The sequence below is a fragment of the Azospirillum sp. VT-I1 genome (assembly GCF_055698305.1).
In genome coordinates this window covers 46,054-58,777 of sequence record NZ_CP168805.1, presented here as the reverse complement: position 1 = coordinate 58,777, position 12,724 = coordinate 46,054, and the positions used below count along the sequence as shown (strand labels likewise).

The following is a 12,724-nucleotide window of genomic DNA, read 5'->3' as shown; positions in this document are numbered from 1 at the left end:
GATGGAACGGAACGCGCGCACCCATGTGATCGTCTCGGGACGGCTGCCGCCGCCGGTGGACGGGATGAGCCGGGTGACCGCCCTGGTCCTCGACCGTCTCAAGGACCGCATGCGGGGGCGCGGCCGGGTTGAGGTCGCCGACCTGTCGCCGGGGTGGAACGGCGGCGGCGCCGCCTACCACCTGCGCAAGATGGCGCGGGTGTTCGGGACGATGGGCCGGCTGGCCGCCGGGGTGGGCAAGGCCGACCGGCGATTCTACATGCCGGTCGATTCCGGCTGGGGGGCGCTCTACACCGCGGCACTCGCCGGGACGGCGCGGCTGTTCGGCTATGAGCGGGTGCTGCACCACCATTCCTTCGCCACCATCAGCAAACCGACCTGGCGGATGCGGCTGCTGACCCGCGTCGCCGGGGCGGACTGCACCCATGTGCTGCTGTGCCCGGCGATGCAGATGCGCTTCCAGTCGATCTATCCGGCGGCGCGCAGCTGCATGACCATGTCGAACGCCATCTTCTCCGCCCCCGACGCCGCCCCGCGCCCGCGGCGCGACGGCCCCCTGCGCATCGGCCACCTGTCGAACCTGTGCACGGAGAAGGGGCTGGACACGCTGTTCGCCCTGCTGCGCGCCCTGCAGCTGGAAGGGGTGGACGCAAAGCTGGTGCTGGCCGGTCCGGGGCTGAAGCCGAAGGACAATGCGATGATCGCCGCCGGGCTGATGGCTTTCGACGGGGCGGTCGAGTATCACGGTCCGGTCCATGGCGAGGCCAAGGAGGCCTTCTACCGCGACATCGACGTCTTCGTCTTCCCCACCCGCTACCGCAACGAGGCGCAGCCGCTGGTCCTGTTCGAGGCGATGGCGGCCGGCGTGCCGGTGCTGGCCTATGAACGCGGCTGCATCGGCTCCGACATCCCGGCGGACGGGCTGGTGCCGCAGAATGCCGATTTCGTGAAGGCGGCCGTGCCGATCCTGGCGGCCTGGGCCGACGACCGCGAGGCGCTCGCCGCCGCATCCGCCCAGACGCTGACCCGCGCGCGTGTCGCCTATGAGACGAGCCGCACCGGGCTGGATCTGCTGCTCGACCGCATCGTCGGTCCGCACCCCGCGACCGCCGCCGCAGCGGTGCCGGCCAAGCGCCGGGTGGCAGGGTAGGGGAGGCTTCCGCCGCCCCGCCCCCGCCGCAGCGCCTTACCGCAATAGCTCAGCGATGCCCGCTGATCTCCGCATGCAGCGGCTTGGTGTCCTCGAACGTCTGCTGCTGTTCGGGGGTGGCTTCCTTCTGGTGCTTCTGCTTCCATTCGGAATAGGGCATGCCGTAGACGGCGATGCGGGCGTCCTCGTCGGACAGCGCGACGCCGCATTCCTTGGCGGCGGCCGCATACCATTTGGACAGGCAGTTGCGGCAGAAGCCGGCGAGGTTCATCAGGTCGATGTTCTGCACGTCGGTGCGCTTGCGCAGATGCTCGACCAGGCCGCGGAAGGCGGCGGCTTCCAGTTCGATGCGGGTCTGGTGATCCAGATCGGCCATGGGGTCTCTACTCCTCCGGTTTTCTTGTTCTGTTAAGAGTGGGGTGGCCGGTGCAGCGTGACCATCCGGCCATGGGGATGAAAATCGCGCGAGCCGCCGCCGCCGGCGATGGTGCGCACCACCGCTTCGCGATCCACGGCGACGAAGCCGGCCAGCGCATCGAGCCCGTAATCGAACAGGCGCGGGGTCAGCGGCGTGCCGGGGCCGATCATCGCCACCCGCGCCCCGGCCGACACCCGCAGCAGGCGGGGCAGGGTGCGGTTGGCGAAGGCCGACGCGGTGACGGCCACCGCCTCCGCACCCGGCAGCAGCCAGTCGCAGGCGGCCTCCGGATGCTCGCCCTCCTGCGGGGTCATGTCGATGACCTGGGCGCGCGGCATGCGCCGGGCGACCTGCGGGAAGCCGCCGACCACCACGACGCGCCCCTCCACCGAAGCGAACAGGTCCAGCCCGTTGCCGGCGACCCCCTCCACGTCGGGACGGTTATAGTGGGCGTTCAGTGCCGCAACACCTACCGAAATCTCCAGGGGATCCCAGGACCGCGCGGCCATGGCCGCCAGATCGCGCAAGGACCGGCCGGCCCAGCGCCCGGGGTCGTCCGCCGCCGCGGGCGCCTGCCGGGCGGCGACGCCCAGCCCCTCCGCGGTTTCGACCAGGACCCACTTGTCGCCGGTGACGACGCGGCGGACCTCGGCCTCGGCGACGCCCTGAACCAGATCCGGATACATCCGTTGCGGCCCCCACCAGCGCCACAGGGCGTCGGCAGTCGGCGACAGCAGGTCGCAGAAGCCGCCGGTGGCGGCCTGCCATTCGTTGAGATAACGGCTGCCGACGCTGGTCAGCACCGGGATGCCCTCCGCAATCGCCGTCAGCATCTCGTCCGACAGGCCGTCGCCGTGCGATTCCAGCCCGGCGAACTTGTTGACCACCAGCAGGTCGACGTTCGAGGTGACGGCGTTGCGGATGGCCTGGCTCGCCTCCGCCACGCCGGTGGGATCGACGCGGCAGGATTGCGATTCCCGCCCCAGCCGCTGGGTGATGTCATAGGCGCGGCCGGTCGCGACATCGACCAGCTCCATCCGCTCCGCGCAGTCGTCGCCCGGCCCGTGGTTGCGCTGGACCAGCCCGCCGACGCGGAAGCCGCGCCGCTTCAGCTCCGCCGTGAAACCGTCCAGCAGCGCGTCGACCCCGTACGAACCGGGGCCGTGGATCACGGCGCCGGGACGCAGGGGCGGCGGGGAGGCGGGGGAAGCGGCATCGGGCGGAACCTTTCGCGGGACGGCGGGGAGGGCGAGGGCGGGCGCCTCAGCCGCCCCGACGGATGCGGTAGACGAAAACGGTCTGGTGGACCTCGTCCGGCTGGGTCTCGTGCGACAGCAGCGCGTTGTCGGTCGTGTTGCAGAAATGCTTGAAATCGATGACGGAGGCCGGGTCGGTCGCGAAGACCACCAGTTCCTCCCCCGGATCCATGCGGTCCAGCAGAGCCCGGGTGCGCAGGATGGGCAACGGGCAATGCAGCCCCTTCACGTCAAGCTCTCTCGCCGGCACCGGGCCCGCTCCACGATCGTTGAGGACGAAATCCTTACTCCGCCTGTGACTGTAGCGGGTTCGCGCCCGCTTCTCCAGACCCCGAGATTTTCCTCAAGCCGCGCTGTTGTACGGCCCAACGACGGGATTTCGACGAAAGGAACGCGGCCATGGCGAAGCAGCCGGATGACAGGATGGGCGACAAGGTGGTGGTCATCACGGGCGCGTCCAGCGGCATCGGGCGGGCGACCGCGCTGGAATTCGCGCGCCAGGGTGCGGCGGTGATCCTGGCCGCCCGGCGGATGGCGGCCCTGCAAGAGGTGGCGGAGGAATGCGTGGAGGCCGGCGGCCGGGCGATGGTGGTGCCGACCGACGTCACCGACCAGCGCGCCATGCAGCACCTTGCCGACCGCGCCATCGAGGCCTTCGGCGGCATCGACATCTGGGTGAACAATGCCGGCGTCATCGCCTTCGGCCGGTTCGAGGACATCCCCGACGAGGTGTTCGAGCAGGTGGTGCGCACCGATTTCCTCGGCACCGTCCATGGCTGCCGCGCGGTGCTGCCCCATTTCCTCGACCGCGGCGAAGGCGTCATCATCAACACCGCGTCGATGGTGTCCAACATCGGCCAGCGCTATGCCACCCCCTACACCGCGGCGAAGTTCGCGGTGCGCGGCTTCACCGAATCGCTGCGCCAGGAACTGGTGGACGAACCCGCCATCCATGTCTGCATGGTGATGCCGGCCTCCATCGACACGCCGCTGTGGCAGCATGCCGCCAACTACACCGGCCGGGCGGTGAAGCCGCTGAACCCGATCCACCCGCCGGAGGAGGTCGCCGCCGCCATCCTGTCGCTGGCCCGCAACCCCGAGCGCGAACGCTTCGTCGGCACCGAGGGGCGCATCGCCGCCGTCAGCAACGCCATGGCCCCGCAGTTGACCGAGCGGGCGCTCGCCCACACCATCGAGCGCGACATGTTCCAGAACCGCTCCGCCCCCGCCACGTCGGGCGGCGTGCTGACCGCCATGCCGGAATACCAGGGCGCCAGCGGCGGCTGGATCGAGCCGAAGCCGCCGCGCCGCCCCTTCTCCTGGACCAACCTGACGCTGTTCCTGCTGCCGGTGGTGCTGGCCAGCCGTCCGCTGGGCGCCGGCCGGATGCGTCACGTCTGGTGACGCCGCATCCGGTGGTCCAGGCACGGTGCTTGATCCGGCGTGCTTGATCCGGCGGCCGGGAGCCGTTATACGCTCGCCCCTTTTCCGGTGCGGCGGCTGGCCGCAGCGGTCATCCGGGCAGGAGGCGGGACATGACGGCGTGCGGACTCGATTTCGGCACCTCGAACACGACGCTGGGCGTGCAGGACGCCGGCGGCTTCCGGCTTCTGGCGCTGGACGGCGTGCGCACCACCCTGCCGACGGCGGTGTTCTTCGATTTCGAGCATGACCGGACCACCATCGGCCAGGAGGCCATCGACGCCTATGTGTCGGGGGTGGAAGGGCGGTTGATGCGCTCCATCAAGTCAATGCTCGGTACCGACCTGATCGACGCCGACACGGCGCTGCGCAAGGGACGTATCAGCTTCCGCGCGGTGATCGGCACCTTCCTCGATCTGGTGAAGGCGCGGGCGGAGCAGGCAATGGGGGGCGAGCTGGGCGACGTGGTGGTCGGTCGCCCGGTCCATTTCGTCGACGGCGACCCGGCCGGCGACGCCGCGGCGGAGGAGACGCTCGGGCAGATCGCGCGGGCCGCTGGTTTCCGCAACGTCTCCTTCCAGTTCGAACCCATCGCCGCGGCGCTCGACTACGAACAGCAGGTGGCGGGGGAGGAACTGGCGCTGATCGCCGACATCGGCGGCGGCACGTCGGATTTCTCGGTCGTGCGCATCGGGCCGGAGCGGCGCGGCAAGGCCGACCGGGCCGGCGACATCCTGGCCAACGACGGCATCCGCGTCGGCGGCACCGATTTCGACCGCGACCTCAGCATCGCCACCGCCATGCCGGAACTCGGGCTGGGCAGCGCGATGAAGCGCGCCGGGCTGCTGGCGCCCAAGAGCATCTATTTCGATCTGGCGACCTGGTCGAAAATCAACTTCCTTTACACCGCCAAGGCGATGGCCGAACTGGAACGCCTGCAGCGCGATTCCGCCGAGCCGGAGAAGATCGAACGCCTGATCGGCGTGGTCGAGCACCGTCAGGGCCATGCGTTGGCCATGGCGGTGGAGCGCACCAAGATCGCTCTCTCCGACCGCGAGGCGGCGGAACTGGCGCTGGACTGGGGCGACGGCGATCTGGCCCTGGCGGTGGACCGGGAGGCGCTGAACCGCGCCACCGGGTCGCTGGCGGCACGCATCGGAAGCCGCATCCGCGACTGTCTGGCTGAGGCGGGGGTCACCGCCGACCGCATCGACGCGGTGTTCCTGACCGGCGGCTCCACCCTGCTGCCGCAGGTGCGCGCCGCGATCCTGGCCGAAGCGCCGGACGCGCGGGTGGTGGAAGGCAACATCTTCGGCTCCGTCGGCCTGGGGCTGACGGTGGAGGCGCTGCGGCGGTATGGGTGAGAGTCGGCGCGGAGTTAGACCCCCACCTAACCTCCCCGCTGGGCGGGGAGGGACTGCCGCTGCTTTTCCGATCAAGCACTTATCCCCTCCCCCGCCCAGCTCTCGCACAAAGCTTCGCTTTGTGCTGACGCGGCAGGCGGACCGTGGGTCCGCTGAGAGCGGGGAGGGTTAGGGTGGGGGTCTAACGCCGCCTCACTTAACTCCTCTCACTGCACCACGATGCGCGGCGCCGCGCGGCCGGCGGAGCCGCCGCCGATCTTCTCCCACAGGCGGGTGGCGATGCGGCGGTAGGACTGGGCGTGCTCCGACTCCGGCTGCGACACCACGATCGGCTGGCCCTGGTCGGAGGTCTCGCGGATCGACAGGTGCAGCGGGATCTCGCCCAGGAACTCCATGCCCAGGTCGTCGGCCTCCTTGCGGGCGCCGCCGTGGCTGAAGATGTCGGTGCGGTGACCGCAGTTGGGGCAGCAGAAATAGCTCATGTTCTCGATGATGCCCAACACCGGCACATCGACGCGGCGGAACATGTTCAGCCCCTTGCGGGCGTCCAGCAGGGCGATGTCCTGCGGGGTGGAGACGATCACCGCGCCGGCCAGCGGCACCTGCTGGGCCATGGTCAGCTGGGCGTCGCCGGTGCCCGGCGGCATGTCCACCACCAGGATGTCGAGCGTGCCCCAGTTGACGTCGCGCAGCATCTGCTGCAGCGCGCTCATCACCATCGGGCCGCGCCAGATCATCGGCGTGTCCTCGGCCACCAGGAAGCCCATCGACATCACCTTGACGCCGAAATTCTCCATCGGCTCCAGGCGCTTGCCGTCGGGGCTGTTGGGCCGGCCGGCGATGCCCATCATGCGCGGCATCGACGGGCCGTAGATGTCGGCGTCGAGCAGCCCGACCTTCAGCCCGTTGGCGGCCAGCGCCAGCGCGAGGTTGGCCGAGGTGGTCGATTTGCCGACGCCGCCCTTGCCCGACGCCACCGCGACGATGGCCTTCACGCCGGGGACCAGCGGCTTCTGCGGGTCGCCCTGCGGCGCCCCGCCATGCGAATGCCCATGGGAGTGACCGTGGGAGTGGCCGTGGGAATGCCCATGCCCGCCCTGCTGCGCTGCCGCCTGGGGGGCTGCGCGGTGGGCGGTCAGCACGGCGGTGACCGACAGGACGCCGGGCAGGGCGTCCACCGCCTTCTCGGCGGCGTGGCGCAGCGGCTCCGCCTGGGCGCCGCGTTTGGGGTCAACCTCGATGGAGAAGGCGACATGGCCGTCACGCACCACGAGGCCCGACAACATGCCCAAGCTGACGATATCGCCACCCCGGTCCGGGTCGACGACGGTCTTCAGCGCCTGCATGACTTGAGCTTCGCTGATCTGCGCCATGGTTGAAAACTCCGCTATCTTCCCGATATTGGCGGATATCCGTTGGTGGAATCCTTGCCGAAGGGTATGGGGGACTATAGGACCGACGGATGACATCGGTAAAGGGAGGCGCGGGGCAATGCCGGTGCGCTTCCACATGATGGGACGAATCACAAAGTAAGGGGGACTCACTCGGATGCCGTGGAACAATCAAGGTGGGGGCGGCGGCGGCGGTCCCTGGGGTCCCCCGCCGGGCAACAATGGCCCGGGCAACCCGTGGGGCCGTCCCCAGGGCGGAGGAAATGGCGGCGGTGGCGGCGGCCCGCAGCCTCCCGACCTTGAGGATCTGCTGCGCCGCAGCCAGGACCGCCTGCGCCGCGCCATGCCCGGCGGCTTCGGCAGCGGCCGGGGCGTGGCCCTGGTCGTGGGCGTGCTCGCGCTGATCTGGCTTGCCAGCGGCATCTACCGCGTCGAGGCAGACGAGCAGGGCGTGGTCCTGCGCTTCGGCGAATGGACGCGCACCGAACAGCCCGGCCTGCGCTACCGCCTGCCGTCGCCGATCGAGACGGTGCTGCTGCCGAAGGTGACGCGCGTCAACCGGATCGAGGTCGGCTACCGCTCCTCCGTGGGCGGCGGGCGCAACGACCGCGACGTGCCGGACGAATCGCTGATGCTGACCGGCGACGAGAACATCGTCGACATCGACTTCACGGTGTTCTGGGTCATCAAGGACGCCGGCAACTTCCTGTTCAAGATCCGCGATCCGGAATCCACGGTGAAGAAGGCCGCCGAAAGCGCCATGCGCGAGGTCATCGGCCGCACCGACCTGCAGCCCGCCCTGACCGAGGCCCGCCAGCAGATCGAAACCTCGACCCGCCAGCTCCTGCAGACCATGCTGGACGAATACCAGGCGGGCATCGAGATCACCCAGATCCAGCTGCAGAAGGCCGACCCGCCGCAGCCGGTCATCGACGCCTTCAACGACGTGCAGCGTGCCCGCGCCGACCGCGAACGCGCCCGCAACGAGGCGGAAGCCTACCGCAACGACATCATCCCGCGCGCCCGAGGCGAGGCGGAACGTCTGGTGCAGGAGGCGTCGGCCTATCGCGAGCAGGTGGTCAGCCTGGCACAGGGCGATGCCGAGCGTTTCCGCAAGGTGTACGAGGCCTATGCACTGAACAAGGACGTCACCGCCCGACGCATGTATCTTGAGACGATGGAGGAGATCTTCCGCGGCAGGAACAAGATCATCGTGGACGGATCGGCGCAGAACGTCGTGCCCTACCTGCCGTTGAACCAGCTGGCCCCGAACGCCGCGCCGGCTCCGCAGCAGGCACCGCGCCAGGCTCCGCCGGCCAGTTCAGGCGGCAACCAGGGCGGGCCGCGGCCCGGCACGCAGACGCAGCCCCAGCCGCTGTCGTCGCTGCCGCAGAACCCGCTGATGTCCGGCCAGTGAGGAGGATCGCATCATGAACCGCACCCTCGCCATCGCCGGTATCGGCATCGTCGCCCTCGGCATCATCGCCTCGTCGTCCCTGTTCACCGTCAACGAGGCCCAGCAGGCGCTGATCCTGCAGTTCGGCGAACCGCGCCGCGTGATCCAGGAGCCGGGCCTGCAGGCCAAGATCCCCTTCATCCAGGAGGTCCGGCTGCTCGACCGCCGCGTGCTCGACCTCGATCCGCCGGTGGAGCAGGTGATCCTGGCCGACCAGAAGCGCCTGGACGTCGACGCCTTCGCCCGCTACCGCATCCAGGACCCGCTGCGCTTCTTCCAGACCGCCGGGACCGAGGCGGTGGCCGAAACGCGCCTGAACTCCATCGTCAACTCGGCGCTCCGCCGCGTGCTCGGCAACGTCACGGTGCTGGCCGTCCTGTCGGACGAGCGCGCCCGATCATGACCGACATCAAGGGACAGGTGAACGACGAGGCCAAGCGCTTCGGCATCGAGATCGTCGACGTGCGCATCCGCCGCGCCGACCTGCCGGAGGAAACCAGCCAGTCGATCTTCGCCCGCATGCGCTCCGAGCGCGAACGCGAAGCGGCCGAGGCACGCGCCCAGGGCCAGGAGCAGTCGCAGCAGATCAAGTCGCGTGCCGAACGCGAACGCACGGTCATCATCGCCGAGGCCCAGCGCGACGCGCAGATCCTGCGAGGCGAAGGCGACAACAGCGCGCTGAAGCTGATCGCCGAGGCGACGTCGCAGGACGCCGGCTTCTACGGCTTCTACCGCTCGCTGGAGGCCTACCGGAAGTCGCTGAACGGCAACGACACCACCATGGTGCTGTCGCCGAACGGCGAGTTCTTCCGCTACTTCAGCGGCCCGGGCCCGCAGGCGGGGGCGCTCCGGCTGCCGCGCAGGCGGCTCCCCAGGCCGCTCCCCAGGCCCCTGCCGCCGCTCCGGCGCAGTAAGGCCGAAGGTCCGCATACGAACGGCAAGCGGCCGGATCGGGGTTTTCCCCGATCCGGCCGTTGCTTTGCCGGGACAAAGTGGGCGGGCGCCGTGGTAAGAATTCGGCGGGCCTGTGATTTCCGCTGGTGCCGACTGGACCGGCACGCCATCTTGCGGCCATACTCTTGGACCAACACATATATGGCCCAGAACTGGGCGGCCGCTCCCGTCCATGGAACCGGCCGGACGTCTGGTAGGGAGAGCACGTTGATTCGCATACCCAAATTCGAACCCGCCGCGCGGGGCGCCGTGGCCGGGGCCCGGCCGCGTAAGGCGGGCGTCCGGCCGCTGGTTGCCGCCATCGTCTGGGGCATGACGTCGGTCATCGGCGGCGGCGCCGTCATCGGCGCCTTCACCGCCGCGCCGGCCCAGGCCCAGGCGGCGACGCCCAACCGCAACGCGCCCGGCAGCTTCGCCGATCTGGCGGAAAAGCTGCTGCCGGCGGTCGTCAACATCTCCACCAGCCAGAGCGCGCCGCAGCGTCCGCAGGGGCCGCGGCCGGAGATCCCGCAATTCCCGCCGGGCTCGCCCTTCGAAGACTTCTTCCGGGACTTCTTCGACCGCCAGCAGCAGCAGGACCAGCCGCAGCGCAAGGCGACCTCGCTGGGCTCCGGCTTCATCATCGACGCCAAGAACGGCTATGTGGTCACCAACAACCACGTCGTTCAGGACGCCGACGAGATCACCGTCATCCTGCAGGACGACACCAACATCAAGGCGGAGCTGGTCGGCAAGGACAGCAAGACCGACCTGGCGCTCCTGAAGATCAAGACCAGCCACCCGCTGGTCGCCGTTCCCTTCGGCGACAGCGACGCCATGCGCGTCGGCGACTGGGTGCTGGCGATCGGCAACCCGTTCGGCCTGGGCGGCTCGGTCACCGCCGGCATCATCTCGGCGCGCCAGCGCAACATCGATGCCGGTCCCTATGACGACTTCCTGCAGACCGACGCCTCGATCAACCGCGGCAATTCCGGCGGCCCGATGTTCAACCTGAACGGCGAGGTCATCGGCATCAACACCGCCATCTTCTCGCCGTCGGGCGGGTCGGTCGGCATCGGCTTCGCCATTCCGTCCAACCTGGCCAAGCAGGTGGTGGCGCAGCTGAAGGAATTCGGCAAGACCCGCCGCGGCTGGCTGGGCGTGCGCATCCAGGCGGTGACGCCGGAGATCGCCGAGAGCCTGGGCCTGCCCGGCCACAAGGGCGCGCTGGTCGCCTCCGTCACCCCGGACGGCCCGGCCGCCAAGGCCGGCATCCAGGCCGGCGACGTGGTGACCAAGTTCGACGGCAAGGAGATCGACGAGATGCGGCGCCTGCCGCGCGTCGTCGCCGAAACCTCCATCGACCGGGCCGTCCCGGTCGAGGTCTGGCGCAAGGGCAAGGCCCAGACCGTCCAGGTCAAGGTCGGCGAGCTGGAAGCCGCGGAGGAGCAGGGCCTGCTCGCCGCCAATTCGGACGAGAAGCAGCAGCCGAAGGACAAGCCCCCGGCCCAGAAGCCGACCGAATCGCTCGGCATGAAGCTGACCGGCATCACCCCGGAGCTGCGCCAGCAGTTCGAGATCAAGCCCGACCTGAAGGGCGTGGTCATCACCGAGGTGGCCGGCAACTCCACCGCCGCGGAGAAGGGCCTGCGCGCCGGCGACGTCATCCTGGAGGTCGGCCAGGAAGAGGTCCGCAAGCCGGAGGACGTCACCGCCAAGGTCCAGAAGGCCAAGGAGCAGAGCAAGAAGTCCGTCCTGCTCCTGGTCGACCGCAAGGGCGACCTGCGCTTCGTGGCGATCCCGCTCAGCTGACCGGCTGCGGGCGAAGGACAGGGGCGCCGGCGGGAGACCGCCGGCGCCCTTTTCTTTGTGCTTGTGCGGGTTCGCCGGTGAGGGCAGGGGCTCCGCGCGGCTCAAGTCCTGTCCAGCAGCATCGCCACCGCGACGATGCCGGCCAGCAGGGCGCAGAGCGCGGCGACGATGGCGAGGCTGCGCAGGTACTGGCGGAATTCCCCCTGCTTCCAGGCGCTGCGTCCCAGCAGCACCAGATAACCCGCCACCGCGGCGCCGATGATCTGCCAGGCCATTCCCGTCCCAACCCCATCCCGAACCCCTCCCCAGGATCGAGGAGGCTGGCTGGAAAAGCGCATGCAGGGCCGGGCGTGGTCAAGCCGTACGACCATGGCCGCAGCGCTCCCTATATCGAATGGTGGGGGTCTCCATTCGGGTTATCTGTTGGCATCACCACCGCAGCGACGAAAGCTTCAACTTCGTGTGAGAAAAATGCGGCATAGCTCGCTTATGAGGAGAAGGCATACGCAAATAAGTGGTGGTTAACAAAACAGTTAACGCCTTTGCGCGCGTCAATGTTCGCTGCTGTGATATCTTTGGATCCGGAAATCTTGGGGAGGCTTTGCGCATATGCCCAATGCGTTCTTCTTTTAACTCCGGAGAGTGGTACCGTAGGACGCGACACGGGGGTAACCTCCCCTAAATAACGGCCTGCCGAAGCTGTCGAGGGGTAATCGGCCAGTCGCCAATGCGTCGGGATCTTCCTTCGTGCAGCGGCCACCACCGACCCGAGGGTCGGCGATCACCTGACGATGCTCGGTTCAAAATTGCGGGAGCGGACAATGGACACAGTGCGCGCTTTTCTCATCGACTCGAACAAGCTGTTTCGCGAGGGGCTGAAGCGCCTGCTCGACGATTCGCCCTTCCAGATCCTCGCCGAGGCGGGAAACCTGCGCGAGGCGCTGGGGTCGGTCGAAAACGGCCTGAAGCCGCAGCTGCTCCTTCTCGACCTGCAGAATGGCGGCGACGAGGAAGCGGAAGGGATGCGCCGTCTGCGCGCCCTGCTGCCGGACACCCGCATGGTCATCCTGACCAGCGACCTCTGCACCCGCCGCCTCGCCAATGCGCTTGAGGCCGGTGCCGACGGCTATCTGATGAAGGACCTGTCGTCCGACGCGCTCGCCCAGTCGCTGAAGCTGGTGATGATGGGCGAGAAGGTGTTCCCGACCCATCTGGCGGCTCTGCTGATCTCCGGCCGCGTCAACGGCAACGGCACCGAGATGCCGGTGTCGCGCAAGGGCCTGTCGCAGCGCGAGGTGCAGATCCTGCGCTGCCTGCTGAACGGCGACAGCAACAAGATGATCGCCAACCACCTGAACATCACGGAAGCCACCGTGAAGGTTCACCTGAAGAGCCTGCTGCGCAAGATCAACGCATCCAACCGCACCCAGGCCGCCATCTGGGCGCTGAACAACGGCATCGGCGGCGAGCTGGCCGGCGCCGGCGCGGTCGCCGCTGCGGCGAACCAGTAACCCGCCTGTCC

General features: G+C 68.9%; 12 protein-coding genes and 1 pseudogene. 8 read left to right on the top strand and 5 right to left on the bottom strand.

Annotation, left to right across the window (positions count from 1 at the left end):
- The first annotated feature begins 1 nt into the window (after nucleotide 1).
- The gene (locus AB8P05_RS25950) at nucleotides 2–1,150 is read left to right on the top strand and encodes a glycosyltransferase family 4 protein (RefSeq protein WP_472761441.1); all 1,149 of its coding nucleotides are present in this window, start codon (nucleotides 2–4) and stop codon (nucleotides 1,148–1,150) included.
- A 49-nt stretch (nucleotides 1,151–1,199) separates the two neighbouring features.
- Here AB8P05_RS25950 and AB8P05_RS25945 read toward each other — a convergent pair whose 3' ends face one another.
- The 3 genes from AB8P05_RS25945 to AB8P05_RS25935 all read right to left on the bottom strand — a co-directional run bounded on the left by AB8P05_RS25945 (nucleotide 1,200) and on the right by AB8P05_RS25935 (nucleotide 3,074).
- The gene (locus AB8P05_RS25945; protein WP_472761440.1) at nucleotides 1,200–1,526 is read right to left on the bottom strand and encodes a DUF1244 domain-containing protein; all 327 of its coding nucleotides are present in this window, start codon (nucleotides 1,524–1,526) and stop codon (nucleotides 1,200–1,202) included.
- A gap of 32 nt (nucleotides 1,527–1,558) precedes the next feature.
- Entirely contained in the window at nucleotides 1,559–2,740 is a 1,182-nt protein-coding gene (locus tag AB8P05_RS25940; protein WP_472761439.1) for a DUF2478 domain-containing protein, read from the bottom strand.
- 91 nt (nucleotides 2,741–2,831) lie between these two features.
- Nucleotides 2,832–3,074 carry a sulfurtransferase TusA family protein gene (locus tag AB8P05_RS25935; protein ID WP_472761438.1) on the bottom strand — a complete coding sequence of 81 codons (243 nt, stop codon included), beginning with the start codon at nucleotides 3,072–3,074 and terminating at the stop codon, nucleotides 2,832–2,834.
- Nucleotides 3,075–3,223: 149 nt separating this feature from the next.
- Between AB8P05_RS25935 and AB8P05_RS25930 the strand changes: the two genes are divergently transcribed.
- Nucleotides 3,224–4,228 (top strand): SDR family oxidoreductase, encoded by a 1,005-nt coding sequence (locus AB8P05_RS25930; protein ID WP_472761437.1) that lies wholly within the window; start codon nucleotides 3,224–3,226, stop codon nucleotides 4,226–4,228.
- A 131-nt stretch (nucleotides 4,229–4,359) separates the two neighbouring features.
- Nucleotides 4,360–5,610 carry an Hsp70 family protein gene (locus AB8P05_RS25925; RefSeq protein WP_472761436.1) on the top strand — a complete coding sequence of 417 codons (1,251 nt, stop codon included), beginning with the start codon at nucleotides 4,360–4,362 and terminating at the stop codon, nucleotides 5,608–5,610.
- Between the two features lie 206 nt (nucleotides 5,611–5,816).
- Here AB8P05_RS25925 and apbC read toward each other — a convergent pair whose 3' ends face one another.
- Nucleotides 5,817–6,983, bottom strand: a complete 1,167-nt coding sequence (gene apbC / locus AB8P05_RS25920; RefSeq protein WP_472761435.1) for an iron-sulfur cluster carrier protein ApbC — start codon at nucleotides 6,981–6,983, stop codon at nucleotides 5,817–5,819.
- A gap of 175 nt (nucleotides 6,984–7,158) precedes the next feature.
- On the opposite strand from apbC, the gene hflK reads away from it, so the two are divergent.
- From hflK to AB8P05_RS25900, 4 genes and pseudogenes are all read left to right on the top strand, one after another.
- Nucleotides 7,159–8,418: an FtsH protease activity modulator HflK gene (gene hflK / locus AB8P05_RS25915; protein WP_472761434.1), complete on the top strand. Its 1,260-nt coding sequence runs from the start codon at nucleotides 7,159–7,161 to the stop codon at nucleotides 8,416–8,418.
- A gap of 13 nt (nucleotides 8,419–8,431) precedes the next feature.
- A complete protein-coding gene (locus AB8P05_RS25910) occupies nucleotides 8,432–8,860 on the top strand; it encodes an SPFH domain-containing protein (RefSeq protein WP_472761433.1) in 429 nt (142 codons plus the stop codon).
- Nucleotides 8,857–9,216: pseudogene (locus tag AB8P05_RS25905) on the top strand (SPFH domain-containing protein); the annotation flags it as partial. The gene AB8P05_RS25910 and the pseudogene AB8P05_RS25905, both read left to right, overlap by 4 nt.
- A 444-nt stretch (nucleotides 9,217–9,660) precedes the next feature.
- Entirely contained in the window at nucleotides 9,661–11,202 is a 1,542-nt protein-coding gene (locus AB8P05_RS25900; RefSeq protein WP_472761634.1) for a DegQ family serine endoprotease, read from the top strand.
- Nucleotides 11,203–11,303: 101 nt separating this feature from the next.
- Here AB8P05_RS25900 and AB8P05_RS25895 read toward each other — a convergent pair whose 3' ends face one another.
- Nucleotides 11,304–11,477, bottom strand: coding sequence for a hypothetical protein (locus AB8P05_RS25895; protein ID WP_455175313.1), 174 nt, complete (start codon nucleotides 11,475–11,477; stop codon nucleotides 11,304–11,306).
- Between the two features lie 546 nt (nucleotides 11,478–12,023).
- On the opposite strand from AB8P05_RS25895, the gene AB8P05_RS25890 reads away from it, so the two are divergent.
- Complete coding sequence (locus tag AB8P05_RS25890; protein WP_014189689.1) at nucleotides 12,024–12,713, top strand: LuxR C-terminal-related transcriptional regulator; 690 nt, start codon at nucleotides 12,024–12,026, stop codon at nucleotides 12,711–12,713.
- Nucleotides 12,714–12,724: the final 11 nt, after the last annotated feature.

What these genes read in the sequence shown, in the direction of transcription:
- AB8P05_RS25950 (WP_472761441.1), top strand. Translation starts at nt 2, where the DNA reads ATGGAACGGAACGCGCGCACCCATGTGATCGTCTCGGGACGGCTGCCG.
- AB8P05_RS25945 (WP_472761440.1), bottom strand. Translation starts at nt 1,526, where the DNA reads ATGGCCGATCTGGATCACCAGACCCGCATCGAACTGGAAGCCGCCGCC.
- AB8P05_RS25930 (WP_472761437.1), top strand. Translation starts at nt 3,224, where the DNA reads ATGGCGAAGCAGCCGGATGACAGGATGGGCGACAAGGTGGTGGTCATC.
- AB8P05_RS25925 (WP_472761436.1), top strand. Translation starts at nt 4,360, where the DNA reads ATGACGGCGTGCGGACTCGATTTCGGCACCTCGAACACGACGCTGGGC.
- apbC (WP_472761435.1), bottom strand. Translation starts at nt 6,983, where the DNA reads ATGGCGCAGATCAGCGAAGCTCAAGTCATGCAGGCGCTGAAGACCGTC.
- hflK (WP_472761434.1), top strand. Translation starts at nt 7,159, where the DNA reads ATGCCGTGGAACAATCAAGGTGGGGGCGGCGGCGGCGGTCCCTGGGGT.
- AB8P05_RS25910 (WP_472761433.1), top strand. Translation starts at nt 8,432, where the DNA reads ATGAACCGCACCCTCGCCATCGCCGGTATCGGCATCGTCGCCCTCGGC.
- AB8P05_RS25895 (WP_455175313.1), bottom strand. Translation starts at nt 11,477, where the DNA reads ATGGCCTGGCAGATCATCGGCGCCGCGGTGGCGGGTTATCTGGTGCTG.
- AB8P05_RS25890 (WP_014189689.1), top strand. Translation starts at nt 12,024, where the DNA reads ATGGACACAGTGCGCGCTTTTCTCATCGACTCGAACAAGCTGTTTCGC.